Annotated in this window: 22 protein-coding genes; 14 read left to right on the plus strand and 8 right to left on the minus strand. The window is 66.5% G+C overall.

Annotated features, from left to right (window positions below; all coding sequences use genetic code 11):
• The 4 genes from ACF8LI_RS14940 to ACF8LI_RS14955 all read left to right on the plus strand — a co-directional run.
• On the plus strand, window positions 1-2,620 hold a 2,620-nt coding region (locus tag ACF8LI_RS14940), incomplete at its 5' end, for an RHS repeat-associated core domain-containing protein (RefSeq protein ID WP_392413165.1).
• 4 nt (window positions 2,621-2,624) lie between these two features.
• Complete coding sequence (locus ACF8LI_RS14945; protein WP_249343439.1) at window positions 2,625-2,951, plus strand: Imm58 family immunity protein; 327 nt, start codon at window positions 2,625-2,627, stop codon at window positions 2,949-2,951.
• Between the two features lie 104 nt (window positions 2,952-3,055).
• Window positions 3,056-3,361, plus strand: coding sequence for a hypothetical protein (locus ACF8LI_RS14950; RefSeq protein ID WP_392413166.1), 306 nt, complete (start codon window positions 3,056-3,058; stop codon window positions 3,359-3,361).
• A 439-nt stretch (window positions 3,362-3,800) separates the two neighbouring features.
• Window positions 3,801-4,664 (plus strand): DUF4034 domain-containing protein, encoded by an 864-nt coding sequence (locus tag ACF8LI_RS14955; RefSeq protein WP_392413167.1) that lies wholly within the window; start codon window positions 3,801-3,803, stop codon window positions 4,662-4,664.
• Between the two features lie 68 nt (window positions 4,665-4,732).
• Here ACF8LI_RS14955 and ACF8LI_RS14960 read toward each other — a convergent pair whose 3' ends face one another.
• Entirely contained in the window at window positions 4,733-6,061 is a 1,329-nt protein-coding gene (locus tag ACF8LI_RS14960; RefSeq protein ID WP_212645501.1) for a sulfatase, read from the minus strand.
• Between the two features lie 85 nt (window positions 6,062-6,146).
• Complete coding sequence (locus ACF8LI_RS14965; RefSeq protein WP_016448605.1) at window positions 6,147-7,124, minus strand: tripartite tricarboxylate transporter substrate binding protein; 978 nt, start codon at window positions 7,122-7,124, stop codon at window positions 6,147-6,149.
• A 102-nt stretch (window positions 7,125-7,226) separates the two neighbouring features.
• Here ACF8LI_RS14965 and ACF8LI_RS14970 point away from each other — a divergent pair, with 102 nt between their 5' ends.
• Complete coding sequence (locus tag ACF8LI_RS14970; protein WP_392413169.1) at window positions 7,227-7,742, plus strand: MarR family winged helix-turn-helix transcriptional regulator; 516 nt, start codon at window positions 7,227-7,229, stop codon at window positions 7,740-7,742.
• A gap of 21 nt (window positions 7,743-7,763) precedes the next feature.
• Here the strand turns inward: ACF8LI_RS14970 and aldA are convergent, their stop codons facing one another.
• Genes aldA through ACF8LI_RS14990 form a run of 4 tightly spaced genes read right to left on the minus strand, consistent with a single transcriptional unit; the run spans window position 7,764 to window position 12,547 of the window.
• Window positions 7,764-9,197 carry an aldehyde dehydrogenase gene (aldA, locus tag ACF8LI_RS14975; RefSeq protein ID WP_071953831.1) on the minus strand — a complete coding sequence of 478 codons (1,434 nt, stop codon included), beginning with the start codon at window positions 9,195-9,197 and terminating at the stop codon, window positions 7,764-7,766.
• Between the two features lie 16 nt (window positions 9,198-9,213).
• On the minus strand, window positions 9,214-10,023 hold the full coding sequence (locus ACF8LI_RS14980) for an HpcH/HpaI aldolase/citrate lyase family protein (RefSeq protein WP_392413171.1): 810 nt from the start codon (window positions 10,021-10,023) through the stop codon (window positions 9,214-9,216).
• 11 nt (window positions 10,024-10,034) lie between these two features.
• Window positions 10,035-11,222, minus strand: a complete 1,188-nt coding sequence (rhmD, locus tag ACF8LI_RS14985) for an L-rhamnonate dehydratase (RefSeq protein WP_392413173.1) — start codon at window positions 11,220-11,222, stop codon at window positions 10,035-10,037.
• Between the two features lie 29 nt (window positions 11,223-11,251).
• Window positions 11,252-12,547, minus strand: a complete 1,296-nt coding sequence (locus tag ACF8LI_RS14990; protein ID WP_392413175.1) for an MFS transporter — start codon at window positions 12,545-12,547, stop codon at window positions 11,252-11,254.
• A gap of 205 nt (window positions 12,548-12,752) precedes the next feature.
• On the opposite strand from ACF8LI_RS14990, the gene ACF8LI_RS14995 reads away from it, so the two are divergent.
• Entirely contained in the window at window positions 12,753-13,772 is a 1,020-nt protein-coding gene (locus tag ACF8LI_RS14995; protein WP_063327740.1) for a LysR family transcriptional regulator, read from the plus strand.
• Here ACF8LI_RS14995 and ACF8LI_RS15000 read toward each other — a convergent pair.
• Window positions 13,760-15,166, minus strand: coding sequence for a PLP-dependent aminotransferase family protein (locus tag ACF8LI_RS15000; protein WP_013800164.1), 1,407 nt, complete (start codon window positions 15,164-15,166; stop codon window positions 13,760-13,762). The two genes, ACF8LI_RS14995 and ACF8LI_RS15000, sit on opposite strands and share 13 nt — an antisense overlap.
• A gap of 118 nt (window positions 15,167-15,284) precedes the next feature.
• On the opposite strand from ACF8LI_RS15000, the gene ACF8LI_RS15005 reads away from it, so the two are divergent.
• The 6 genes from ACF8LI_RS15005 to ACF8LI_RS15030 all read left to right on the plus strand — a co-directional run bounded on the left by ACF8LI_RS15005 (window position 15,285) and on the right by ACF8LI_RS15030 (window position 22,074).
• The gene (locus tag ACF8LI_RS15005) at window positions 15,285-16,574 is read left to right on the plus strand and encodes a hydroxymethylglutaryl-CoA reductase, degradative (RefSeq protein WP_392413177.1); all 1,290 of its coding nucleotides are present in this window, start codon (window positions 15,285-15,287) and stop codon (window positions 16,572-16,574) included.
• Between the two features lie 41 nt (window positions 16,575-16,615).
• Entirely contained in the window at window positions 16,616-17,041 is a 426-nt protein-coding gene (locus ACF8LI_RS15010) for a hypothetical protein (RefSeq protein ID WP_016448616.1), read from the plus strand.
• 1 nt (window position 17,042) lies between these two features.
• On the plus strand, window positions 17,043-18,425 hold the full coding sequence (locus ACF8LI_RS15015; RefSeq protein WP_065345412.1) for a tripartite tricarboxylate transporter permease: 1,383 nt from the start codon (window positions 17,043-17,045) through the stop codon (window positions 18,423-18,425).
• A 166-nt stretch (window positions 18,426-18,591) separates the two neighbouring features.
• Window positions 18,592-20,241, plus strand: a complete 1,650-nt coding sequence (locus ACF8LI_RS15020; protein WP_392413179.1) for a YifB family Mg chelatase-like AAA ATPase — start codon at window positions 18,592-18,594, stop codon at window positions 20,239-20,241.
• 170 nt (window positions 20,242-20,411) lie between these two features.
• Window positions 20,412-20,711, plus strand: coding sequence for a helix-turn-helix domain-containing protein (locus ACF8LI_RS15025; protein ID WP_016448653.1), 300 nt, complete (start codon window positions 20,412-20,414; stop codon window positions 20,709-20,711).
• A 7-nt stretch (window positions 20,712-20,718) separates the two neighbouring features.
• Window positions 20,719-22,074: a HipA domain-containing protein gene (locus ACF8LI_RS15030; RefSeq protein WP_392413181.1), complete on the plus strand. Its 1,356-nt coding sequence runs from the start codon at window positions 20,719-20,721 to the stop codon at window positions 22,072-22,074.
• Window positions 22,075-22,077: 3 nt separating this feature from the next.
• Here the strand turns inward: ACF8LI_RS15030 and ACF8LI_RS15035 are convergent, their stop codons facing one another.
• Window positions 22,078-23,001 (minus strand): LysR family transcriptional regulator, encoded by a 924-nt coding sequence (locus ACF8LI_RS15035; protein ID WP_074921248.1) that lies wholly within the window; start codon window positions 22,999-23,001, stop codon window positions 22,078-22,080.
• A 102-nt stretch (window positions 23,002-23,103) separates the two neighbouring features.
• On the opposite strand from ACF8LI_RS15035, the gene ACF8LI_RS15040 reads away from it, so the two are divergent.
• Complete coding sequence (locus ACF8LI_RS15040; protein ID WP_289815026.1) at window positions 23,104-24,306, plus strand: YbfB/YjiJ family MFS transporter; 1,203 nt, start codon at window positions 23,104-23,106, stop codon at window positions 24,304-24,306.
• Between the two features lie 34 nt (window positions 24,307-24,340).
• Complete coding sequence (locus tag ACF8LI_RS15045; protein ID WP_392413183.1) at window positions 24,341-25,411, plus strand: NAD(P)H-dependent flavin oxidoreductase; 1,071 nt, start codon at window positions 24,341-24,343, stop codon at window positions 25,409-25,411.
• Window positions 25,412-25,413 lie beyond the last annotated feature (2 nt).

Here is a 25,413-nt window from a genome sequence, read left to right on the forward strand (position 1 = left end):
CCTGGCCTTCGAATACGACAGCGCCGGCCGCCTCACGCGTCTCGTCAACGAAAACGGAGCCCAAAGCCGCTTTGCCTGGGACGCGCTGGACAGGCTCGTGCAGGAAGAAGGGTTCGACCAGCGGCTGCAGCGCTACCGCTGGGATGCGGCAGGCCAGCTCATGGAAGCCACGGACGGCAACGCCGCACGGCAAAGCAGCAGCCACTACCGCTGGGACGAAGGCGGCAGATTGGTCGAACGCCAGCTGCCCGCCACGGCCCATGCGCCGGCCCAGACCCACCGCTACGAATGGGATGCGGCCGGACGCCTCATGGCCGCCAGCGTCTGGCAGCACACCGCAGAGAACACCATCCAACTGCAAAGCCGCATAGCACTGGAACGCGATGCCCTGGACCGCATCACCGCAGAAGTGCAGCAGCTTTACCACCCAGGTAAGGACGGCGGCGCAGACCAGATCGAATACGAACACCGCATCGCCCACACCCTGGACGCGCTGGGCGCACGCCAGCACAGCCAGCTGCAAGGCCTGGGAAAGATCGCCTGGCTCACCTACGGCTCAGGCCATGTGCACGGACTGCAGCTCAACGGCGCCGGCCTCATCGACTTCGAACGCGACGCCCTGCACCGCGAAGTCCGCCGCAGCCTGCACCCACCCACTCCCGCAGCAGAAGCAGATGCAGACGCACACCCCCCCCTGCAGGTGCAACGCCAATGGGACAGCATGGGCCGCCTCACGGCCCTGGGCACCACAGGCCTGCAAAGCACGGAAGGCAGGGATCACCTCGTCCAGCCCCTCATAGGCCAGATCCTTGGCCGCCGCTACCACTACGACAGCCTGGGCCAGCTCGTTGCCATCGAACAGGCCGGCGCCCCGGGCCAGGCCGCACAACTGCTGCGCTACGGCTACGACAGCGCCGGGCGCCTCAGGGCGGCCACCGACAGCCAGGACCCCCAGACCACCGCCCGCTGGCAGATCGACCCTGCCGGCAACCGCCTGCCAGCACTCGGTGCACCCGGTGCACCGGGCCAGACGAACACCCAGGACAGCTGGGCCGCCCAGGTCCACGCCCACTGGCGGCACACCGACTTCAACCTCATGGGCCTGGGCCACCTTGCAGGCCAGCGGCAAGGCCCCGTGCAGCGCTGGGAAGACAACCGCATCGGCTTCAGCGAAGACCGCGTCTGGCGCTACGACCCCTGCGGCAACCGCATCGCGCAAATGCATGCAGACCACAGCCAGCAGCAACTGCACTACGACGGAGCACACCAACTCATCGCCGTGCGCAGCAGCCAGATCCAGGGCAACGCCGAGCAACTGCGCCACCACAGCCGCTACACCTACGACGCCCTGGGCCGCAGGCTCAAGCAGCAAGTGCAAAGCGCAGACACGGAACTGCCCACCCGCACCCACTACTACGGCTGGGACGGCGACCGCCTCATCCACACCGAGCGCCTGCAGCATGGCGATGACACGCGCCACATAGAACACACCATCTACGAGCCCGGCAGCTTCACCCCCCTGGTGCGCCTGAGCACCACGGCCAGCGGCGACCCCCAAGACGAGCCCCACCTGCTGGTGCAAGCCATCACCGCAGGCCTGCCCGACCCGGACGACCCCAACCACACGCCGGCCCTGGCCCTGATGCAAACCATGCTCGACGCCATGCCGCGCGACATGCAGCAAGACGCGGCCCGCCACCTGCGCCACACCCTGGACCACGGCCTGCCGCCCGGCGCCCCGGCGATGCTGGGCGAACAGGCCGAGGGCACGGCCCGCCTGCTCACCGGCATGCAGACCCAACTGCAGAAACAGGAAAAAGAACAGCACGCCCGCATCGCCATCCACCACTACCACTGCGACCATCTGGGCACGCCCATGGCGCTGACCGACCAACGGGGGCTAGTCGCCTGGGCGGCCAAGCTGGACCCTTGGGGCAATGTGCTGCAGGAATACAACCCGCAAGGCATCCACCAGGCAATCCGGCTGCCAGGGCAGCACCATGACAGGGAAACGGGGCTGTATTACAACCGGCATCGGTATTACGATCCGGTGGTGGGGAGTTATATCAATCAGGACCCGATTGGGTTGATGGGAGGCAATAATCACTATATCTACCCTGTAAATCCCACGGGGTGGATAGATTCGTTAGGCTTACAGCAAGCCTGCGTTGTTAATTTTCCAGATTATCCGGTTGAGTACGCCGAAGGTAAAACAAGCACATGGCTTGGTGGGCATAGTGGTGTGTTGACATATGATACTTCAGGGAAGACACAATACTTCGAATACGGTAGATACAACCCAAATGCAAAAGGAATTATGGGCTCTAAGCTACCCCAAGACGACGGAAACGTTCGGCAAACTCCAATGCCTAATCTAAAAATAGGCAAAGATGGTGTTCCAACAGATGAGTCCATGAGAAATCTGGAGGAGCAGCTTTCAAAGAGATCAGGCAAAGGGACACCGGCAAAGTTAACCTGTAGTTCTGCCGATCCTAAAAAAGTCGCTGACTACGCAAAAGAAATTTCAGAAAATAAAGATAGAGAAAAATATAATTGGAATCCATTCAATTCCAATCACTGCCGCACTTTTGCAAGAGATGCCGCCAAAGCAGGTCAATAATTTTATGAAAATAAACAAATCATTTATCTTGATAATTGCGCTAATTTTGGTGATTATTTATTTGGCATACTCGGTTGTCGATAAATCAATAACATTATCTTACTCAAATCAAGGGTGTGAATCATCGCGTGCAGATATTGATAATGTAATTTCACTCATCGAGCGCGAATGGAGAGGAATGAATATGGAGCAGATTGCATATAAGTTAAAGAATTCATCCATCAATAAAAAAGCAGTTAACCCTCAAATAAAAATGGAAAATGATCTAATATGGTATGGTGATGTTAGATTTATTTTCTCTTCGGACCGATTGGTAAAAGTTGAATATTAAAAATAATATGAAACTCCCTGGGGTCAACTTCTGAGAGCGACATATGAGGCCCTTTTGGGCAACGACAGCGTTATTACAGGGTCTGCCTGGTGACGAAAGGGCAGATGGAAGCATTACTCTACGGCAAAGGCACAGACGATGTTGATGGGGGGAACATCCGTCGGATATCAAACATGCACATGTTCAACTACATGCACGAAGAATCAATTGTGATGAAAATATACAAAAATGAATATGGAATGTTAGTTATGATAATAGGTGTTTTAACGGCTGTCGTCGGTGGTATTCTGGCTTTTTTATGGTTGCCGCGAGGCGGTGCCGTTGTTGGTTTGATTGGAGCTATTCTTGGAATTTTTGGGTTGATTATTCATTTTTCAACAAACGCCAAAAGCATATTCGGTGGCGATTAATTGACCCATGGGATTTAATTAATATTGCAAATAGCTCTTGAACCCTTCATTGCTTCAGCGATTGCTTTCCGATTATCTATTCATGAATCAATCTAATTCCATAACTGGTTTTACGGAATAATGACTAGGGTATTTGCAATATTATTTTACATCACGCTATTTCTTCTTATATCTTCTAACTTATACAATTCCAAGTTCAGTCTTATTGGGAATTTATTTCAGACTGCAGTTTTCTTAGCATTCTTGTACGAGCATGGCTACAAGCTCTTCTGGAAGAATGGCGATGCAATAATGTTCCTTACAGCATATCTTCTTCCATTTTTTATTGTTCTGCTTCTATTTCTCATAGCACTTTGATTTAAACAGGAGTTTGGAGAAATAAATATTGGCTTATTAGTTTTAAATCATTAAATAGCACAACCATTTCCAAGAGGGACACATGACCGCAAAACCCACCCAAACCCTGATCCGCATCCTGCTCGCCACCTTGTCTCTCTCCGCAGCCACTGCCACCTATGCCGCGCAGTGCCCGCTGATTCCCGATGGCAATGCCACTCTGGAAGAGTCCGAGAGGGCTGCACTGCTCAGCGAGTTCAAGTTCGAGGCGCTGGACAAGGAACTGGCCCGCAGGCACAAGAAGAATCTTTCTTCCTCGGGCGGGGACTTGTTGACCATGCGGGATCTGCTGGGACTGCAGCAACTGAGCCTGCAGGAAGAGAACGTGATGCGCATGTGGGCGGATCAGCAGCCCAAGTCGTTTTTTGCACAGCTCAATGCGGGCCTCTATTACGGCAACAAGGCATTTGGCGCCCGTGGTGAGGCGCCGGCTTCCAGTGTGACGGGCAGCCAGTGGAACACTGTCAAGCAGCTCAGCGCGAAGGCCCAGCCGTATCTGCAAAAGGCCATGGCGCTGGATGCCCGCTCGGCCTTGCCGCAGACGATGCTGATTGGATTGGCCGCGATGGAAAACCAGGTGGGTGGACGTACTGCGGCGCAGTGGCTGCAGGCGGCCGATCAGGCCGATCCCAAGAACCTGGCGGCCCGCGTCAATGCCCTCAATTACCTGAGCCCGCGCTGGGGGGGGTCCTTGGAGGGCCTGGACCAAATGGTGTCACAGGCCGTGAAGTCGCTGCCTTCGGCCAGCGCCAGCTATCTCCAATACAACCTGGTGCTTGCCAAGGCCAGCCATTACGAAGTCATGGAGAAGGACAAGAGCAAGGCCCAGGCCCTCTACAAACAGGCCAAGGACATGTGCGAAAACTCGGAGGCCGCACGGGCGGGCATGGTCAGGACGTACCAGTAATCAGGAAACAAGGCAGGCCCAAAGGCCTGCCTTGTTTTATCGCCCACAGCCTGCGGGCACACACACCCTCAAAACGTCGCCGAAGGCAGATCCTGCCGACTGAACACCAGCGACACCTTGGCTTCTTCCGGAATGGGCGGCAGTGAAGCATCCCATTGCTGCCAGGCTGCGCGTAGCTCGGCCAGGCGCTGGGGCTCGCGGTCGCGCAGGTTGGCGCGTTCGCGCGGGTCCTGGGCCACGTTGAACAGGTATTCCACGCCTTCGATCTGCAGGTATTTCCAGTCGCCGCGCACCAGGGCGCGCTGGGCGCGGTGCTTCATGCGCCAGCACAGGTCGCGCTCGGGGTTCCAGGTACCGTCTTCCATCAGGGGCAGCAGGCTGACGCCGTCCAGCGGGTAGTCGGCGTGGCCGTCCACGCCCGCGGCGGCCAGGAAGGTGGCCGACCAGTCCATGGTCAGGTTGGGCGTGTCGCTGACGGCGCCTGCCGGCATGCGGTCAGGCCAGCGCGCCAGCAGGGGCACGCGGATGCCGCCTTCGAGCAGGTCCATCTTCTGGCCGATGAAGGGCCAGTTGTTGGAGAAACGTTCGCCGCCGTTGTCGCTGGTGAAGACGATGAGCGTGTTCTCGGCCATGCCCTTTTTCTCGAGCGCATCCAGCACCCAGCCAATGCCTTCGTCCATGTGGTGGATCATGCGCTGGTAGGTCTCGATGGTGCCGCCGTCGGTGTGCTTGCCGAAGCCGCCGATGCGCCGCGATTCCTCCAGGTCGTCGCGCGTGAGCCAGGGCCAGTGCGGAGCGCTGTAGTGCAGGGACAGGTAGAAGGGCTTGTCGGCCGTCTGGCGCTCGACGAAGTCCACGGCGCGGCGGCTCAGCAGGTCGGTGAGATAGCCCTCTTCCTCGTGCGGCTCCTCGTTGATCCAGAAGTCGGGGCGGCCACGCGGGTCGCAGTGGGCGAAGTAGTCGGCGCCGCCTGCGTGAAAGCCGTAGAACTCCTCGTAGCCCGACATGCGCGGGCCGAAATGCGGCGGGTAGCCCAGGTGCCATTTGCCGACCAGGGCGGTGGCGTAGCCGGCGTCGCGCAGCAGCGAGGCCACGGTGGGATGGTCGGGCGGCAGGCCCAGCACCTTGTCGCCGTGGACGCTGGCGATCGGCTCCTCGGCCGCGCCGCGCAGGCGGTACTGCCAGCGGCCCGTGGCCAGGGCAAAGCGTGTGGGCGAGCACACGGCCGAGTTGGAATAGCCGCGCGTGAAGCGCATGCCCTGCGCGGCCATGGCGTCCAGGCGGGGCGAGACATCGGTGGCGCGGCTGTGCGCATCGCGCGCGCCCGTGCAGCCGAGGTCGGCATAGCCGAGGTCATCGGCCAGGATGAAGATCAGATTGGGGCGCTGGGTTGCCATGGGAGCCAGGAGACAGTGGATGCGTTGGGAAAGGGAGTATCGCCAAAACGGCGGTGCCTCAGGGCCACAGGCCCTGGTGGCGGCTTCAGTCGTTGGTCAGGTGGATGCGCTTGACCAGGGCGGCCCACTGCGCGGACTGTCCCTTGGCACGCGCCTGGGCCTCGGCCACGGTGGAGCCGACCATCTCGATGTCCAGGGCCTTGGCGCGTTCCTTTTGCTCGGGTGCGCGGATGGCCTCGTTCATGGCGTCGACAAAGCGCTTTTGCACGGCAGGCGGCACGCCCTTGGGTGCGGCCAGCAGAATCCAGAAGGTGCCGTCGAACTCGGGAAAGCCCGACTCGGCAATGGTCGGCAGCTCGGGCGCCAGCGCCGAGCGCGTCTTGCCCGAGGTGGCCAGGGCGATCAGCTTGCCGCTCTGGACCTGGGGCAAGACCGTGGGGCCGGCCAGGAAGCCGCAGTCCACCTGGCCGCCCAGCAGGTCCTGCATGGCCGGCGCGGGGCCCTTGTAGGGCACATGGACCATCTTGGCGCCCGAGGTAGCCAGCAGCGATTCCATGACCAGGTGGCCCGGCGAGCCCGCGCCGCCCGAGGCATAGGTCAGCTCGCGCGTCTTGCTGGCGGCCACCATGTCCTTGACGGACTTGAAGCCCGTGCCCGGGCCGCAGACCAGGGTCTGCGAGAAGCGCGCGGCCACGACCAGGGTTTCCAGCGCGTCGGCCTTGTAGCCCATGTTCTTGTAGACATGGGGGTTGACGGTGAGCACGGGGTCCATGGCCCACAGCCAGGTGTAGCCATCGGGCGCGGAGCGCGCGACCTCGGCCGCGCCGATGTTGCCGTTGGCGCCCGGCTTGTTGTCCACGACCACGGCCTGGCCCAGCGCCGCCTGCATGGCGGCGGCCACGGGGCGCAGCGAGATGTCGGACGGGCCGGCCGGCGGATTGGGCACGACGATGCGGATGGGCTTGGCCTTGGGCCATTCCTGGGCCAGGGCGGGCGCCGCGCACAGGCCGGCGGCGACCAAAGCCAGGGCGGCACGCGCCAGGGCTGCGAGGGGGCTGGGCATACTTGTCTCCTTGTCGTTGTCTTGCGGCCAATGTACGCAGGCCGCCGACAATGCATCTAATCCATCATCCCTAGCGTAAACCCGAAACCGGCCCGCGAGTCCATGACCGACCTCCACCGCTGGCGCCACCCCGCCGTGCTCGACGACATGTTCCTCTACCACCTGGCGCGGCTGCAGGCGGCCGCTGGCAGCCGCGTGGTGCGCCTGTGCGAGGGGCGCTACGGCATCACGCGGCGCGAGTGGCGCATGCTCTGCCTGCTGGCCGAGGCCGGGCAGCTGCAGCCCTCGCAGCTGGCCGAGCAGGCGCAGCTGGACCGCACGCGCACCTCGCGCGCGGTCACGGCGCTGCTGGCCAAGGGCCTGGTGTGGAAAGAGAGCCAGGTGGGCGATGCGCGCCGCGCACTGCTGCGCCTGAGCGACACGGGCCGCGCCCTGCATGCCGAGCTGTTCCCGCAGGTGCAGGCCATCAACCGCGAGCTCATGGACGCCGTGCCCGAGCCCGAGCTGCAGGCCATGGCCAGCGCCTTTGCGCGCATCCGCGCCCGGGCGCGGGAGCTGGAGGCCAGCAGCCCGCCGCCCAAGGCGCCGCGCAACCGCAAGAAACCGGCAGCGCCCTGACGCCAAGGCCCAGGAGGTCAATCACCCCTGCAGGTACACCACATGCGTGTGCGTGTACTCGTACAGGCCGTGCTTGCCATCAGCCCCGCCCACGCCCGACTTGCGCACGCCCGCATGGAAGCCCTGCATGGCCTCGAAGTTCTCGCGGTTGATGTAGGTCTCGCCGAAGTCGATCTCGCGCATGGCCTGCATGGCCTTGGACAGGTCGCGCGTGTAAAGCGACGAGGTCAGCCCGTATTCGCAGTCGTTGGCCAGGGCGATGGCCTCGTCCAGGTCCTCCACCACCTGGATGGGCAGCACGGGGCCGAAGATTTCCTTGCGCATGATCTCCATGCCGGCATGGCAGCCGGCCAGCACCGTGGGCTGGAAGTGAAAGCCCGCGCCCAGGTCTGCGGCCTGCCCGCCCGTGACCAGTTGCGCGCCGTCGGCGATGGCCTGGCGCACCTTGGCCTGCACGCTGTCCAGGCCCTTTTGGTTGATCAGCGGGCCCATTTCCACGTCGGGCCGCGCAATCGGGTCGCCGTAGCGCGTGGCTGCCATGGCCTGGGCGATGCGGGCCGTGAACTCGTCAGCCACCTGGCGCTGCACGTAGACGCGTTCGGCGCAGTTGCAGACCTGGCCGGTGTTGATGATGCGCGAGTCGCGGATGGCGCGCACGGCCAGGTCCAGGTCGGCATCGGCCAGCACGATGGCCGGGGCCTTGCCGCCCAGCTCCAGGTTGAGCTTGGTGATGTGGGGCGCGGAGGCTGCGGCGATGCGCTCGCCCGTGGCCACGCTGCCCGTGAAGCTGACCATGTCCACGCCCGCATGGCCGGCCAGCGCAGCGCCCGTGCCGCCCTGGCCATAGACCACGTTGAACACGCCGGCCGGCAGCTCGCACTGGGCCAGCAGCTCGGTGAAGGCATGGCAGTTGATGGGCGTTTCCTCGCTGGGCTTGATGACGATGGTGTTGCCCGTGAGCAGGGCCGGCGCCATCTTGCGGGCGATCAGGAAGAAGGGAAAGTTCCAGGGCAGGATGCCCGCGACCACGCCCAGCGGCTTGCGCAGCAAAAAGATCTGCTCGTTGGCCCGGTCGCTGGTGATGACCTCGCCCTCGATGCGGCGCGCCCATTCGGCCATGTAGTCCAGGTAGTCGGCGGTGAAGTTCACCTCCACCTCGGCCAGGCCCAGGGTCTTGCCCTGCTCCTCGGTGATGGTGCGCGCAATGCGCGCGGCGTTGTCGCGGATGCGGGCCGCCACGCGGCGCAGGTACTGCGCGCGCTCCACGGCCGGGCGGCGCGCCCAGGCCCTGTGGGCGCCACGCGCGGCGGCGATGGCGCGGTCCACATCGGCCTGGCTGGACAGGGGCGAGCGCGCCAGCACCGCGCCCGTGGCGGGGTTGGTCACCTCATGCAGTTCGGCGCTGTCGGTGAAGCTGCCGGCGATGAAATTGCGCAGCACGGTAGGGGATGCCATGGAGTTCTCCTTGGGTTCAGTAGGTGCGGGATGCAGGGGCTGCCTGGTCCGTGGCTTGGGTGGCGCGATAGCGCCCCAGGTTGGCCAGCGCAGCCTGGCGCAGCAGGCTGATGTCTATGCCCACGGCGATGAAGCGGCAGCCCCAGTCCGCATAGCGGCGCGCATCTTCCTCGCGCGGCGCGAGGATGCCGCAGGCCTTGCCGGCAGCCAGCGTGGCCTGGACGGTGCGGCGTATGGCGTCCTGTACCTCGCCCTGGCTGGCGTCACCCGCATGGCCCATGCCCGTGGACAGGTCGGCCGGGCCGATGAAGACGGCGTCCACGCCATCGACGGCCGCAATCTCGGCGGCGTTGGCCACGCCCCGGGGCGATTCGATCTGCACGATCAGGCACAGCTGTTCATGCGCCGTGCGGATGTAGTCGGGCACGGCATCCCAGCGCGTGGCCCGCGTCAGGCCGCCGCCCACGCCGCGCACGCCATGGGGCGGGTAGCGCATGGAGCGCACCAGCTCGCGCGCCTGTTCGGCCGTCTCCACCATGGGCACCATCAGCGTCTGCACGCCCACGTCCAGCAGTTGCTTGATGAGCACGGTGTCGCCCTGCACGGCACGCACCACCGGGTGCGTGGCATAGGGCGCCACGGCCTGCAGCTGGCCCAGCAGCGTGGGCACGGTGTTGGGGGCATGCTCGCCATCGACCAGCATCCAGTCGTAGCCCGTGGTGGCGATGATCTCGGCCGCATAGGGCGTGGCAAAGCCGGCCCAGATGCCGTACAGCGGCTCGGCGCGCCGCAGCGCGGCCTTGAAGGGGTTGGCAGGCAGTTGCATGGCGGGCTCCTTCAGTGCGTGTACGGGCGGTGCAAGGCGCACTCGGGATTGAGCTCCACGCCGAAGCCAGGCTTGTCCAGCGCCGACAGGCGCATGCGGCCGTTGACGGGCACGGGCTCGCCCAGCAGCTGCGGATGGAACATGGGCACGACCTCGTCGGCCTTGGGGGCCATCATCAGGAACTCGGCAAACGGGCTGTTGTGGCGCGTGGCCACGAAGTGGTAGCTGTAGACGCTGGAGCCATGCGGAATGACCAAGGCCTGGTGGGCATCGGCCAGGGCCGAGATCTTGAGCAGCTCGGTGACGCCGCCGCACCAGCCCACGTCGGGCTGGATGATGTCGCAGCAGCCCATCTCCAGCAGCTGGCGAAAGCCCCAGCGCGTGGCCTCGTGCTCGCCCGTGGTCACCAGCATGCCGGTGGGCACGTTCTTGCGCAGGGCCGCGTAGCCCCAGTAGTCGTCGGGCGGCAGGGCCTCCTCGATCCACTTGAGGCCATGGGCCTGCGCACCCTGGGCCAGGCGCGTGGCGTAGTTCACATCCAGGCTCATCCAGCAGTCCAGCATGAGCCAGAAGTCCGGGCCCACGCGCTCGCGCATGGTGGCCAGCTCCTGCAGGTTGCGGCGCAGGCCCTCCTCCCCTTCGGCCGGGCCGTGGTGCAGCGGCATCTTGCCGCCGATGAAGCCCATCTTCTGCGCCAGGTCGGGCCGCGCGCCCGTGGCGTAGAACTGCAGCTCGTCGCGCACGGCGCCGCCCAGCAGCTGGTGCACTGGCTCGCCGCGCACCTTGCCCAGCAGGTCCCACAGCGCCAGGTCCACGCCCGAGATGGTGTTGATGACGATGCCCTTGCGGCCGTAGTACAGGGTGGACAGGTACATCTGGTCCCAGATGCGCTCGATGTCGGTGACCCGGGCGCCTTCGAGGAAACGCGCCAGGTGCTTTTCGACGATGTAGGCCGCAGGCTCGCCGCCCGTGGTCACGGCAAAGCCCACGCGTCCGGCGCTGTCCTCGATCTCCACCACCAGCGTGCCCAGCACGTTGATGCCGAAGCTGCGGCGGCTTTGCCGGTACTCGGGGTACTTGGCCATGGGCGTGGCGATGTGGTCGTCGATCCAGTGGCCGTCGGACTGGTCGTGGTAGTCGGCGCCGCCGCCCTTGAGCGTGAAGGCGCGCACCTGCTTGATGGTGGGGATCTGTGTCATGGGATGGTTGTGCTCCGTGTGCAAGTGGTTCAGGCGGCCGACGGTGCGGCCAGGGCCGGCGCCAGGCGTGCGCGCACGCCCATCACCAGGGCCGCAGCCAGCAGCGTGGTGCCGGCCAGCAGGTACAGGCCCGCCGCCGGGGAGTGGAAAAAGCCCTCGGCCCAGTTCTTGACGATGGGGGCGATGAAACCGCCCACGGCGCCGAGGGAGTTGATGAAGGCGATGCCGCCAGCGGCCGCAGCGCCGGCCAGCGTGTTGGCAGGAAAGGTCCAGAACACGGGCTGCACGGCGATGAAACCGGCCGCCGCCAGGCACAGCGCGGCCACACCCAGCAGGGGGCTGGAGAAACTCACCGATGCAGCCATGCCCAGGGCAGCCATCACCAGCGTCAGGCTGGCGATGCCGCGCGGCTGGCCTGTTCGCTCGGCATGGCCCGGAATCCACCAGGCGGCCAGCAGCGCGCACAGCCAGGGAATGGCCGAGACCACGCCCACCAGCAGGCCCACCTTGGTGCCCAGCAGGCCCGCCACCTGGCTGGGCAGGTAGAACACCACGCCATAGACGCTGGCCTGGATCAGCAGGTAGATCAGCGCCAGGTAGAGCACGCGCGGCTGGCACAGCGCGGCCAGCAGGCTGTGGCCGTGGCCGCCCTTGGCGCGCTCTTCGCTGTCGAGGATGTCCTGCAGCAGCGCCTTGTCCTCGCGGCCGAGCCAGGTGGCGTCGGCGGGGCGGTTGTCCAGGTGGAAATACGCCCAGATGCCCACGGCCACGGCCATCAGCCCCTCCACCGCGAACAGCCACTGCCAGCCGTGCCAGCCGCCGATGCCGTCCAGCTCCAGCAGCAGGCCCGATAGCGGGCTGCCGAAGATGAAGGCCAGCGGCGCGCCAAAGTAGAAAAAGCCCATGGCCTGCGCGCGGTGCGCTGCCGGGAACCAGTAGGTCAGGTACAGGATGACGCCGGGGAAGAACCCCGCCTCGGCCACGCCCAGCAAAAAGCGCAGCACGTAGAACGTGGTCTGGTCGTGGGCGAACATCATGGCCGCCGACACCAGGCCCCAGGTGACCATGATCCGGCACATCCACATGCGGGCGCCCACGCGGTGCATGATCAGGTTGCTGGGCACCTCCAGCAGCGCATAGCCCGCGAAGAACACGCCCGCGCCAAAGGCAAAGGCCGCATCGCTGATGCCGGTATCGGCCTGGAAGGCCACCTTGGCAAAGCCCACGTTGGCCCGGTCCAGGAAGGCCATGATGTACATGAGCAGCAAAAAGGGCAGCAGGCGCCAGGAGATCCTGGCGAGCAGGGGAGCGGGGAGTTTTTTCATGACGGTCCTGAAGGCGATGGAGAGCCATCACGCCCGCAAAAATGGGGGCGCGGAAGGCGTGCTTTTTCGGAAGGCGAGAGGCGGCTGCGGCTTGGGTGCCGGTCGCGTCAGCGCGTCATGAAACGGGCGATGGGCTGTGCATGTCTTGTCTCCTGGATTGGGTCTGTTTTTTCTTGTCGCAGGGCCAATGTACGGCGCATGATCGATGCTCAACAAATCGAATTTCGGTCACATCCGATACCTTGTGCTTATGCCTGCGAACACGCCCGAATCCGCCCCGCCCGTGCTGCACCGCAGCCTGCTCAACCGTCTGCGCTACAAGCACCTGCACATGCTGGTGGCGCTGGGATCGAGCCTGAACCTGCACCGCGCATCGCTGAGCCTGGCCATGTCCCAGCCTGCGGCCACGCGCATGCTGCGCGAGATCGAGGACATGTTCGGCTGCCAGCTCTTCGAGCGCCTGCCGCGCGGCATGCGGCCCACGGCGCTGGGCGCGCAGCTGGTGCGCTTTGCCGAGGCCTCGCTCAACAGCCTGGACCGCTGCGCCGAGGACCTGGCCGCGCGCCGCCAGGGCGGCTACGGCTACCTGTCCATCGGCACCATCATGGGCGCCGCACCCGACCTGGTGATGACGGCCGTGGCCCGCATGAAGGCACAAAGCCCGCAGCTGCGCCTGCGCATCATGGGCGACACCAGCGACCAGGTGCTGCGTCTGCTGGACCAGCGGCGCATCGACATGGCCATTGCGCGGCGCAGCCCTGCAGCCCACAGCAGCAGCTACAGCTTCGAGGAACTGGGCAACGAGCGGCTGCTGGTCGTCGTGCGCAGCGGCCATCCGCTGACACGCCGGCGCAAGCTGGGCTGGCAAGAGCTTGTCGGCGACTGGCCCTGGATACTGCAGCCGGCCTCCAGCCCCGCGCGCATCGCGCTCGACCAGCTGCTGCAGCGCCTGGAGCTGCCCGCGCCGGCCGACATCATCGAATGCAGCTCGGTGTACTCCATGCAGCAACTGGTGCAGCTGACCGATGCCGTGATGCTGCTGTCCGAATCCGCGCTCAAGGACTATCTGCGCATGGGCCTGGTCAGGGCGCTGCCGGTCTGCATCGACGTGCCCATGGCGCCCTTCGGCATCCTCACCCGCACCGACGACGCGCCCACGCAGGAGCAGCAGCGCTTCATCGCGCTGCTGCGTGCGCAGGCCCGGGGGCTGGCTCAGGCGGGTTGAGCCAGCACCTGCCCCATCGCGGCCTGGAACCTCGGATCCAGCATCGCGCTGACGTTGCACCGCGACCAGCGCGATACGGCCGAGGGATCGACATGGAAGACACGGCCCGGCGCCATGCTGAGCTTGCGCGGCACCAGTTGCTCGGCCAGCCGCAGCGAGTCCTGCACACCGGGGAAGGCCACCCACAGGTACAGGCTTTGCGGGCTGCGCGCAAAGACTTCGCAGCCATGGGCATCGAGCCAGCCCAGCGCCTGGGCCGTGGCCTGGCCCAGCTTGTGGCGCAGGCGCACCAGGTGGCGCTCGTAGTGGCCTTCGCGCAGCATCACGTCCACCATGCGCTCGCAGTACTCGGAGCCGCTGACATGGATCAGCGCCTTGAGGTCGGCCAGGTCGCTGGCCAGCGCGTCGTTGCAGGCGATGAAGCCCACGCGCAGCGCGGCCGAGAAGGACTTGGAGAAGCTGCCGATGTAGATGGTGCGCTCCAGCTGGTCCAGCGTGGACAGGCGCACGGCCGAGGTGGGCTTGAAGTCGGCCAGCGGATCGTCCTCGACGATGAGCAGGTTGTGGCGCTCGGCCAGCTGCAGCACCTTGTAGGCCTTGGCGGCGGAGATGTCCGAGCCCGTGGGATTGTGGGCCAGCGACTGCGTGAAGAACAGGCGCGGCCGGTGCTGGGCCAGCAGTGATTCGAGCGCGGCCACGTCGGGCCCGTCGGCCAGGCGCGGCACGCCGACCACATGGGCGCCGGCCAGCCTGAGCTTGCCGAACAGCGGGTAGTAGCCGGGCTCATCCACGAGCACGGTGGCCCCCGGCGGCACGAAGTAGCGGATGACCAGGTCCATGGCCTCGTTGGCGCCATGGGTCAGCACCAGCTGGCCCGGCGTGGCCTGCAGGCCGAAGTCACCCAGCTTGCGCACCAGGCTGTCGCGCAGCGGCGCATAGCCGTAGCGGCTGCCGTAGCGGAACAGCGATCCCAGCCCCGTGCGCACCACCTTCTGGTGGTAGCGGTCCAGCCGCATGTCGGCCAGCCATTCCACGGGCGGAAAGCCGTCGCCCACGCCCACGCAGTCGGGCTGGGTCTTGAGCTGCTCGCGCATCAGCCAGACGATGTCCATGGCCCGACCCAGCTGGCCCGCGTCCTCATCGGTGCGCTGGGCACCGCGCCCCGTGCCCAGCACGTAAAAGCCCGAGCCTCGGCGCGGCTCCACGATGCCGCGCGAGACCAGCAGGTCGAAGGCCGAGACCACGGTGTTCTTGGCATAGCGGTGCAGTTGCGCCAGCTCGCGCAGCGAGGGCAGCTTGTCGCCGGGGCGGTACACGCCGTCGGCGATCTGCTGGCCGATCAGGTCGGCCAGCTTCTCGGCAATGGGGGCCGAGCGCCCTCTGGTGTCTGCCATGCGCCCTCCGTTCATGTTGCAGTGCGATGGTACTGTTCCCCGAAACTGTACCTTTTGAAAGCGGTACAGTTTTCCTACAGTCCGGCGACCAGAGTTTTGATTCGAGGAGATGTCTTCCATGGTTGCCGATTCGCGCCTGCCCAATTTCCGTGCCCTCACACCGGCCCAGCGCCGGGATTTCCTGGCCGATGCCTGCGGCCTGTCCGATGCCGAGCGCGCCCTGCTCGCCGCCCCCGGCGCCCTGCCCCTGGCGCTGGCCGACGGCATGATCGAGAACGTGTTCGGCAGCTTCGAGCTGCCGCTGGGCGTGGCCGGCAACTTCCGCGTCAACGGCCGCGACGTGCTGGTGCCCATGGCGGTGGAGGAGCCCTCGGTGGTGGCCGCCGCCTCGTACATGGCCAAGTTGGCGCGCGAGGACGGGGGCTTTCAGACCTCCAGCACGCTGCCGCTGATGCGCGCCCAGATCCAGGTGCTGGGCGTGACCGATCCGCACGGCGCGCGCCTGGCCGTGCTGCAGGCGCGTGCGCAGATCATCGAGCGCGCCAACAGCCGCGACAAGGTGCTGATCGGCCTGGGCGGCGGCTGCAAGGACATCGAGGTCCATGTCTTCCCCGACACGCCGCGCGGCCCCATGCTGGTGGTCCACCTGATCGTGGACGTGCGCGACGCCATGGGCGCCAACACCGTCAACACCATGGCCGAATCGGTGGCACCCCTGGTCGAGCAGATCACGGGCGGCAGCGTGCGGCTGCGCATCCTGTCCAACCTGGCCGACCTGCGGCTGGCCCGCGCCCGCGTGCGGCTCACGCCGCAGACCCTGGCCACGCAGGAGCGCAGCGGCGAGGAGATCATCGAAGGCGTGCTGGACGCCTATACCTTCGCCGCCATCGACCCCTACCGCGCGGCCACGCACAACAAGGGAATCATGAACGGCATCGACCCCGTCATCGTAGCCACGGGCAACGACTGGCGGGCGGTCGAGGCCGGCGCCCATGCCTATGCCAGCCGCAGCGGCAGCTACACCTCGCTGACGCGCTGGGAAAAGGATGCCGGCGGCGCCCTGGTCGGCAGCATCGAGCTGCCCATGCCGGTGGGCCTGGTCGGCGGCGCCACCAAGACCCATCCGCTGGCACGCCTGGCGCTGAAGATCATGGACCTGCAGTCCGCCCAGCAGCTGGGCGAGATCGCCGCCGCCGTGGGCCTGGCGCAGAACCTGGGCGCCCTGCGCGCCCTGGCCACCGAAGGCATTCAGCGCGGCCACATGGCCCTGCACGCCCGCAACATCGCCCTGGTGGCCGGCGCAACGGGCGACGAGGTCGATGCCGTGGCGCGCCAGCTGGCCGCCGAGCACGACGTGCGCACCGACCGCGCGCTGGAAGTGCTGGCCGCGCTGCGCGCCAGGGCCTGACCAGCGCGCAGCCCCACAAACAAAAAACCAAGGAGACACACATGACAAGCAAGGATCCCGCCGACTGGCGGCTGGCCGAGGTCTGGGGCGACACCGTGGACCTGCGCCACCTGGCCTGGGCGATTGCCATCGGCACCGGCATCAGCGTGCTGGGCTTCTACCTGGCCAGCCGCTGGCTGGCCACGGTGGTCGAGTCGCGCCAGCTGGCCCACGCCTACGCCATGCTCGCGGGCCTGGCCGGCTGCGTGATCGCCGGCGTGATCTGCGCACGCGCCTTTCCGCCCAAGCGGGAAGTGACCGAGCTGGACACCTCAAACGACCCCGAATGGCGCCGCGAAGTGCTGGAGGAGCTGGCGCGCCAGCCCGGAGGCCTGGGCACGGTGCAGGACCTGCCGCCCGCCGTGGTGCAGGAACTCAAGGAGCTCAAGCTCTACGAGCTGTTCGCCGACAAGGCCGGGAGGGCATGAGATGGAAACCCTGCTGACCAATGACATCGCCGTCGCAGCCGCCATGGGACTGATAGGCGCCGTGGTGTTCGCCGCCATCGGCCTGGTCTCCGGAACGGACGAGACCACCACGCTGGCCCCGCTCACCCTGCTGGTGGTGCTGCTGGGCGTGCCGCCCGCCGGCGTGTTCACCTTCTTCCTGGCCGGCGCCGTGGCCAAGCACATGACGCATGCCGTGCCCACGGCGCTGCTGGGCATTCCCGGCGACACGCTGGCCACGCCGCTGCTGCAGGACGCCAACATGCTGCGCAAGCTGGGCGTGCCCCACATCGCGCTGCGCAAGATGGTCTCGGGCGGCATCGTCGCGGCCTTTGTCGCCGTGCCGCTGGCCGTGCTGTTCGCCGTGATGCTGGCGCCCTTCGGCAGCATGATCACCAAGACGGCGCCCTGGATCTTCCTGGCCGCCGCCCTCCTCATCGCCTACTTCTCGGCGGGGCGCTGGGCCTCGGTCATGCTGCTGATTCCGTTCGTGGTGGTCATCATTGCGCTGCAAAGCCTCACCGCCAAATACGAGGTCAAGCTCAGCATCAGCTACTTCCTGGGCATTGCCATCGGGCCGCTGATCGCCGACCTGTTCACCGTGATCTCGCCGGCAGGCCGCCAGCGCATGCTGCGCGACAAGGTGCGCCAGTTCAACCTGGCGCCCGACGTGAAGGGCTGGTCGGGCTACTTCCCCAACCCGCTCAAGGTGCTCGACCGCGTGCAGACGCGCTGGACCCTGGCCACGGCCACCATCTCCAGCGCCACCTTCGTCTTCAGCCCCGTGGCCATGACCGTGGTGCTGGGCGAGCTGGTGGGCTCGCGCATCAAGCATGCCTACCACCGCCTGACCACGGTGCTGAGCGCGCGCAACGGCGTGACCGAGGCCACCTACATTGCCGAGGCGCTGATCCCGCTGATCGCCTTCGGCCTGCCGCTGAGCCCCGTGGCCGCCGGCCCCGCAGCGCCGCTGTTCAACGCGCCGCCGCGCTTCACCGTCGATGCCGCCACGGGCCAGGTGAACAACCTGCACAACCTGCTCAGCCACTGGGAGTTCCTGGGCTACGGCATGCTGGCCGTGCTGCTGGCGGCCATCGTGTCCTACCCCTTCGCCATGAACTTCGCGCGCAGCGCGGCGCTGTTCGTCTCGCGCCGGGTCAGCCACGAGGCCATCATCGCCACCTTCGTGGGCCTGATCATCGTCATCAGCGTCTGGGAAGGCCAGTTGCTGGGCCTGCTCGTGATCCTGACCATGGGCCTGCTCGGCGGCCTGCTGTCACGCGGCTTCGGCTTCAACACCGGCGTGCAGTTCATGGGCTACTACACGGCCGTGCTGAGCGTGCCGGCGCTGGTGAAGCTGTTCTGATTTTTGCGCCGCAAGGGTCAGAACATTCTGAGATTTGGGGGCAGCGCCGCACCCGCCGCCCACAAGGCCCAAGGCCGTTGCCATACTGGGTCACCGAGGCCGCCGCACCGCTGGCGGCCTCTTCCTTTGTGTCTGGCTTTGTGTCTGTCGTTCCTGCGAGGTGCCCATGGGTCTGGCCCTGGTTCAAAGTCGTGCGCTGCTGGGGCTGGCCGCCCCGCGTGTCACCGTGGAAGTGCATCTGGCCAACGGCCTGCCGTCGTTCACGCTGGTGGGTCTGGCCGATGTCGAGGTCAAGGAAGCGCGTGAACGCGTGCGCTCGGCACTGCTGAACTCCGGGCTGGAGTTCCCGAGCAACAAACGCATCATCGTCAACCTGGCACCCGCCGACCTGCCCAAGGATTCGGGGCGCTTCGACCTGCCGATTGCGCTGGGCATTCTCGCGGCCAGCGGGCAGATCAATGGCGATGCACTGGCCGAGTATGAATTCGCGGGCGAGCTGTCGCTGTCGGGTGCGCTGCGGCCCGTGCGCGGCGCGCTGGCCACGGCCCTGGCCCTGCACCGCCAGCAGGACGGCGCCCGCCTGGTGCTGCCGCCGGGCAGCGCGCAGGAGGCGGCCTTCGTGCCATCGGCCCAGGTGTTCTGCGCGCACCACCTGCTGGACGTGGTGCGCCGCTTCATCACTCGCTCGGCCAATGCCCTGGTGCAGACGGAGCAGGACACGGACGGTGCCTGCTGCAGCGACGAAAGCGAGGACACCGGCGAGACCGACGAAACCGACGAAACCGACGCCTTGCCGGCAGCAGGCGACACCCAGACATGCTCCGGCCCGGGCTGGCATGCGGTGCAGCCTCAGCCCGCTGCCCCAGTGCGCAGCAGCCTGGACCTGGCCGAGGTGCGTGGCCAGGCACAGGCGCGGCGCGCGCTGGAAATCGCTGCGGCCGGAGGCCACGGCCTGCTGCTGGTGGGGCCGCCGGGTTCGGGCAAGTCCATGCTGGCCCAGCGCTTTGCCGACCTGCTGCCGCCCATGAGCGATGACGAGGCGCTGGAGGCCGCCGCCATCGCCAGCCTGGCCGGCCGCTTCACGCCCGAGCGCTGGCGCCAGCGCCCCACGGCCAGTCCGCATCACACGGCCAGTGCCGTGGCCCTGGTCGGAGGAGGTTCGCCGCCGCGCCCTGGCGAGATCTCGCAGTCCCATCACGGAGTACTGTTTCTGGACGAATTCCCCGAGTTCGCACGCAGCGCGCTGGAGGCGCTGCGCGAGCCGCTGGAGACCGGCCAGATCACCATCGCCAGAGCCGCCCAGCGCTGCGAATTCCCCGCGCGCTTCCAGCTCGTCGCGGCCATGAATCCCTGCCCCTGCGGCCATTGGGGATCGACGGTGCAGCGCTGCCGCTGCACGCCCGACAAGGTGGCGCGCTACCAGGCGCGCATCAGCGGCCCGCTGCTGGATCGCATCGACCTGCATGTGGAAGTCGGTGCCCTGCCCCCGCAGGAGCTGCTGGCCGCGCGCTCTGGCGAGGCCAGCGACACCGTGCGCGAGCGCGTGGTCCAGGCCCGCGCGCTGGCCCTGCAGCGCCAGGGTAGTGCCAACCACCAGCTCCAGGGCCAGGCCCTGGACGACCACCTGGGCCTGTCGCCCGAGGCCCTGGCCTTCGCCCACAAGGCCGCCGCACGCCTGGGCTGGTCGGCCCGCAGCACCCACCGCGCGCTCAAGGTGGCGCGCACCATTGCCGACTTGGCCGGCAGCGCGGCAGTGGAGACAGGGCATGTGGCGGAGGCCATGCAGTATCGGAGGGTGTTGCGGTTGCCTTCATGAGGATCTGCATTGGACGCGGTTGCATGGTTGCCGGAATTATTTCTGATATTCCGAAATTTCCTCCTGAATGAAACGAAGTACTCCTGAATTTCGGAATATTGGAAATTGTTTTGAAAATTCCCTAAGAAATCCTAGAATTTCGGAATATCAGAAATAAAGCCAATCCATCCATGCCGTCTTCCACGCCCATGAACGGCCCGCAGCAGGATCCCCTGCAGCCCGGGGCCGTGGTCATCGCTGACCTGTCCAGGCTCGGCGCCCAGATCCGTGCCATGCGCAAGGCCCAGCACCTGCGCATCGATGACACGGCAGCCCTGTGCGGCGTGTCGCTGGATCTGCTCTCCCGTCTGGAGAACGGCAAGGGCGGCGTGGGCTCCGACAAGCTGCTGGCCGTACTCGACGGGCTGGGTCTCGCCATGGTCATCGCGCCCAAGCAGGACGCCCTGATGGCACGACTTCCACGGGCCTGAAGCGCACATGGCCACGCCGCCGTCGCTTTCGCTTTCGCTGTGGAACGATGTCGGCACGCACGTGGCCGATGTGACCCATGACCCGCACAACGATCTTTGGGGACTGCGGTATGCGCCTGCATGGCTGGAGCATGAACGGCCTTTCTACTTGGCGCCCTGCCTGCCGCTGGCCCCTCCCGAAGGGGGCTACGACTCGCGCTCCATCCGGCGTTTCATCGAGAACCTGCTGCCCGAAGGCGCGGCGCTGGATGTGGTGGCCAGAAGTCAGGGCATAGGCAAGGGCAACATCTTCGGTCTGATACGCGCCCTCGGCGCCGAGACCACCGGGGCCTTCCGGTTTCAGGCCGATGGCAGCAGGCCCGATCCACAGGCCGCCAATGCCGCTCGTACCATATCGACCGCAGAACTCTCCCAACGCATTGCAGACCGAGAGACACGCCCTTTCATCGAGTGGGATGGCAAAGTGCGCATGTCGGTGGCCGGCTACCAGGACAAGCTGCCCGTGCACGTGGAAGGCGAGAGCGTGCAGGAGGGCTCCATCTTCCTTCCCGACAACGTTCCGTCCACCCACATCCTCAAACCCCAGCCGCGCGACAGCGCGGTGCCGCACATGGTGGTGAACGAGCATTTCTGCATGCGCCTGGCAGCGGCCATGCGCTTGCCTGCAGCCGAGGTGCAGATGCTGCACGTGCCACAGCCGGTGCTGGCAGTCAGGCGCTTTGACCGCGTGCGGCAGGCGCCACAAAGGCGGGTCCTGCGCACCCACATCATCGATGCATGCCAAGCGGGCGATCTTCCCGTCAGCTACAAGTACGAGCACCACATCGGCAGCGTGGGCGATGCCCGGCTATACCGCGACGGCATGAGCTTTCCCCGGCTGTTCGGTCTACTGGAGCACTCGGTGGCGAAGGCTGCGGACAAGCTGGCAATGATCCGATGGGCGTTGTTCCAGATACTGATCGGCAATGGCGACGCACATGGCAAGAACTTCTCCTTCCACGTGCTGCCGCAGGGCCTGGCGACCGCACCCTGGTACGACCTCGTCAGCGTGGCCCAGTATCCCGATGTGTCCCAGGAACTGGCGATGGCCTTCGGCGACTGCTTTGCGCTGGAGGAACTCACACCCTTCGAGTTTGCGCATTTCGCGCACCTGTGTGCAATAGACCGCAGGCTGCTCGCACGTGAAGCCCAGCGCATGGCCAAGGCAGCCCCTGGTGCGGCGACCAAGGTTCTGCGCGAATCGCCTTACACGCCAGAAGAACACGCCTTCGCCCAGCGCATCGCCGCCTATGCGACCACCCAGGCCCAAAGACTGGTGGACATCGCCCAGAAGGCAGCAGCCTTGCCTTCCGATCTGTTCTGAGTTTCAGGCAGACGCTGCCGGGACGGCTTCCATGCCCAGGGCTTCTTCGCCCTGCACACCCTCGATCCCCAGCACCTCCACGCACGCATGCAGCGCAGGCGACCAGCCCTGGCGCGCGGGCACGACGAACCAGGTTTCCACGCGGGCGACTTCCTGGGCGAGTGCTCCGGGCAGGGCCGTGATGTGCACGCCGAAGCGGTGCTGCTGGGCCTGGACCACGCTGCGCGGCAGCAGGCCGTAGCCCATGCCGGCGGCCACGCAGCCGAGGATGGCGTCCAGCGACCCCATTTCCATGATGCGTGCCGCCACGCCGCGCGCGGCCAGCAGCAGCTCGATGCGCTGGCGGTAGCTGCAGCCCTGGCGGAAGGCCAGGAAGGGCACGGCGCTGAGCTGGGCGGCATCGGGAAAGCGCGGCAGCGCGAAGGCGGTGACCAGCACCAGTTCCTCCTCGAAAACCTTCCAGCCCTGCAGCCGCGACTGGGGCGGCATGCCCGAGACGAAGGCGCAGTCCAGCCGCCCGGCAAGCAGGTCAGCCAGCAGCTCGGCCGTGGTGGCCGTGCGCAGCTCCAGGTCCAGGCCGGGCCGGGCCTGGTGCAGGCGCGCCAGCAGCGGCGGCAGACGCAGCGCGGCCGTGGTTTCCATGGAGCCTATGCGCAGCGCGCCTGCGGCCCGGGCGCTGCCCTGCAGCAGGGCCAGCGCCTCGTCGTGGTCGGCCAGCATGCGCCGCGCGTATTGCTCCAGCAGGCGGCCGGCAGGCGTGGCGTGCACGGGCGCGCTGCGCTCCAGCAATTGCACGCCGGCCTCGTCCTCGAGCTTTTTCACATGGGCCGTCACGTTGGACTGCACGGTGTGCAGTTGCTGCGCGGCAGCGCCGAAGCTGCCGCTGTCGCAGACGGCCAGGAACATGCGCAGGGACTTCAATTGCATCGCGGCTCCAGTGGCATTCATCTTCAATCGAGATCGATGCCATCATTTTGAATCATTGGACATGATGATTCCGGCGGCTTAAGGTATGCCCATCCTCCCCGCATGGCGCCCACTCCCGTGATCCAACGCAACGAAACTTCCCTGCTGCTGACCGGCTTCATGGCCACGCTCAGCGGCGTCGGCCTGGCGCGCTTTGCCTACACGGCGCTGATGCCGCAGATGGTGCATGCCGGCTGGTTCAGCGGCGAGCAGGTGGCCTATCTGGGCGCGGCCAACCTGCTGGGCTATCTGATCGGGGCGCTGGCGGCCGCGCCGCTGGCCGAACGCCTGGGCGCGCTGCGCGTGCTGCTGTGGTGCTGGGTGGCCCTGGCGCTGAGCTTTGCGGCCTGCGCCTGGCCTCTGCCCATGCCCTGGTTCTTTGCCTGGCGCTGCATCTCGGGCATTGGCGGCGCCATCCTGATGGTGCTGGGCCCCTCCGTGGCCCTGGCGGCCACCCCCCTGCAGCGGCGTGCGGCCCTGGGGCCGCTGATGTTCTGCGGCATAGGTGCCGGCGCCCTGCTGTCGGCCACGCTGATACCGCTGCTGGCGCGCCAGAGCCTGGGCGCCGTCTGGTGGGCGCTGGCGGCGGTCTGCGCCTGGGCCGGCTGGCTGGGCTGGCGCCATGTGCGGCGGCTGCCGGTGCCTGCGCCCATCGCCATCACGCCCCATGCCCGGCCCGTGCCCGCCGCGCCCCTGTGGACGCTGCCCGTGGTGCTGGTGATGCTGGCCTATATGACGGACGCCTTCGGCTTTGTGCCGCACACGGTGTTCTGGGTGGACTACCTGGCGCGCGAGCTGCAGTTGGGCGATGCCTATGCCTCCACGCAGTGGGCCGTGTTCGGCCTGGGCGCCATTGCCGGGCCGCTGGTGGCCTCGCTGTGCGCCACGCGCTTTGGCTGGTGGGGCACGACCACGGGCGCCTATGCGGTCAAGACCCTGGCCATTGCCATGCCGCTGTTCTGGGTGGGATTTACGGGGCATGCGACCTCGTCCTTCCTGGTGGGCGCGCTGTCGCCGGGCATGGCGGCCATCACCTCGGGCTACCTGATGCAGCTGATCGGCCCCGTGCAGCACAAGCGCATGTGGGGCTATGCCACGGCGGCCTTTGCGCTGATGCAGGCCGTGTCGGGGTATTTCATGGCCTGGAGCTATGCGGGCCTGGGCTCGTACCAGCGCCTGTTCGTCATCGGCAGCGTGTCGCTGCTGCTGGGCACGCTGATGATCGCCGCCAGCCGCGCCAGCGCGCGCCGACAGGCCGCCGCATGAGTGCGCGGATTCGTGGCAGGAAACAAGGAGTCGTATGAGCACCGCAAAGACCGCGTGGATGGCCCGCCTGGGCATGCGCCATCCCATCATCCAGGCCCCCATGGCCGGAACGTCCACGCCCGCGCTGGCGGCCGCCGTCACCGAGGCCGGCGGCCTGGGCTCGCTGGGCATTGGCGCCAGCGGCACGGAGCAGGCACGCCAGCAGATCGTGCAGACGCGCGCGCTGACTTCGGGCGCCTTCAACGTCAACCTGTTCTGCCACCGGCCGGCCCGGGCCGATGCGCAGCGCGAGGCCGCCTGGCTGGCCCATCTGGCGCCCGAGTTCGCGCGCTTTGGCGCCACGCCGCCTGCCACGCTCAACGAGATCTACGCCACCGCCGTCGGTAACGCCGCGCTGCAGGCCATGCTGCTGCAGGAGCGGCCCGCCGTGGTGAGCTTTCATTTCGGGCTGCCTGAGCAGGGCTTCATCGACGCGCTGCGCGCGGCCGGCGTCGTGACCCTGGCCAGCGCCACGTCGCTGGACGAGGCGCGCCAGGTGGAGCAGGCCGGTGTCGATGCCATCGTGGCCCAGGGCGTGGAGGCCGGGGGACACCGCGGAACGTTCGATCCCGCGCAGGACCGCATGATGGGCACCTTCGCCCTGGTGCGCGTGCTGGCGCGCAACACGGCCCTGCCGGTGATCGCGGCCGGTGGCATCATGGATGGCGAAGGCATCGCGGCCGCGCTGGGCCTGGGCGCCTGCGCGGCGCAGCTGGGCACGGCCTTCATCCTCTGCCCTGAATCGTCCGCCAGCCCGGCCTACCGTGCCGAGCTGCGCAGCGAACGCGCCCACCACACAGGCATCACCGCCGCCATCTCGGGCCGGCCGGCGCGCGGCATGGTCAACCGGCTGCATGCGCTGGGCGCCAGCCATGGCCAGCCCCTGCCCGACTACCCGCGCGTCTACGACGCGGGCAAGGCGCTGCACCAGGCGGCATCCGCCCAGGGCAGCTCCGACTACGCAGCCCACTGGGCGGGCCAGGGTGCGCCGCTGGCGCGCGAGATGCCGGCCGCTGCGCTGGTGCAGACGCTGGCCGGCGAACTGGCGCGCGCTCAGAGGGCCTGATC

The organism is Delftia sp. WSY_12 (assembly GCF_043104645.1).
Classification (GTDB): domain Bacteria; phylum Pseudomonadota; class Gammaproteobacteria; order Burkholderiales; family Burkholderiaceae_C; genus Comamonas; species Comamonas tsuruhatensis.

Excerpts from the sequence above, each read along its gene's own strand:
- ACF8LI_RS15000 (WP_013800164.1), bottom strand. The coding sequence starts at position 15,166 with ATGGCAGACACCAGAGGGCGCTCGGCCCCCATTGCCGAGAAGCTGGCC.
- ACF8LI_RS14990 (WP_392413175.1), bottom strand. The coding sequence starts at position 12,547 with ATGAAAAAACTCCCCGCTCCCCTGCTCGCCAGGATCTCCTGGCGCCTG.
- ACF8LI_RS14965 (WP_016448605.1), bottom strand. The coding sequence starts at position 7,124 with ATGCCCAGCCCCCTCGCAGCCCTGGCGCGTGCCGCCCTGGCTTTGGTC.
- rhmD (WP_392413173.1), bottom strand. The coding sequence starts at position 11,222 with ATGACACAGATCCCCACCATCAAGCAGGTGCGCGCCTTCACGCTCAAG.
- ACF8LI_RS15045 (WP_392413183.1), top strand. The coding sequence starts at position 24,341 with ATGAGCACCGCAAAGACCGCGTGGATGGCCCGCCTGGGCATGCGCCAT.
- ACF8LI_RS14950 (WP_392413166.1), top strand. The coding sequence starts at position 3,056 with ATGGAAGCATTACTCTACGGCAAAGGCACAGACGATGTTGATGGGGGG.
- ACF8LI_RS15035 (WP_074921248.1), bottom strand. The coding sequence starts at position 23,001 with ATGCAATTGAAGTCCCTGCGCATGTTCCTGGCCGTCTGCGACAGCGGC.
- aldA (WP_071953831.1), bottom strand. The coding sequence starts at position 9,197 with ATGGCATCCCCTACCGTGCTGCGCAATTTCATCGCCGGCAGCTTCACC.
- ACF8LI_RS15040 (WP_289815026.1), top strand. The coding sequence starts at position 23,104 with ATGGCGCCCACTCCCGTGATCCAACGCAACGAAACTTCCCTGCTGCTG.
- ACF8LI_RS14980 (WP_392413171.1), bottom strand. The coding sequence starts at position 10,023 with ATGCAACTGCCTGCCAACCCCTTCAAGGCCGCGCTGCGGCGCGCCGAG.
- ACF8LI_RS15020 (WP_392413179.1), top strand. The coding sequence starts at position 18,592 with ATGGGTCTGGCCCTGGTTCAAAGTCGTGCGCTGCTGGGGCTGGCCGCC.
- ACF8LI_RS15030 (WP_392413181.1), top strand. The coding sequence starts at position 20,719 with ATGGCCACGCCGCCGTCGCTTTCGCTTTCGCTGTGGAACGATGTCGGC.
- ACF8LI_RS14955 (WP_392413167.1), top strand. The coding sequence starts at position 3,801 with ATGACCGCAAAACCCACCCAAACCCTGATCCGCATCCTGCTCGCCACC.
- ACF8LI_RS14945 (WP_249343439.1), top strand. The coding sequence starts at position 2,625 with ATGAAAATAAACAAATCATTTATCTTGATAATTGCGCTAATTTTGGTG.
- ACF8LI_RS15010 (WP_016448616.1), top strand. The coding sequence starts at position 16,616 with ATGACAAGCAAGGATCCCGCCGACTGGCGGCTGGCCGAGGTCTGGGGC.
- ACF8LI_RS14960 (WP_212645501.1), bottom strand. The coding sequence starts at position 6,061 with ATGGCAACCCAGCGCCCCAATCTGATCTTCATCCTGGCCGATGACCTC.
- ACF8LI_RS15015 (WP_065345412.1), top strand. The coding sequence starts at position 17,043 with ATGGAAACCCTGCTGACCAATGACATCGCCGTCGCAGCCGCCATGGGA.
- ACF8LI_RS14995 (WP_063327740.1), top strand. The coding sequence starts at position 12,753 with ATGCTCAACAAATCGAATTTCGGTCACATCCGATACCTTGTGCTTATG.
- ACF8LI_RS15005 (WP_392413177.1), top strand. The coding sequence starts at position 15,285 with ATGGTTGCCGATTCGCGCCTGCCCAATTTCCGTGCCCTCACACCGGCC.
- ACF8LI_RS14970 (WP_392413169.1), top strand. The coding sequence starts at position 7,227 with ATGACCGACCTCCACCGCTGGCGCCACCCCGCCGTGCTCGACGACATG.
- ACF8LI_RS15025 (WP_016448653.1), top strand. The coding sequence starts at position 20,412 with ATGCCGTCTTCCACGCCCATGAACGGCCCGCAGCAGGATCCCCTGCAG.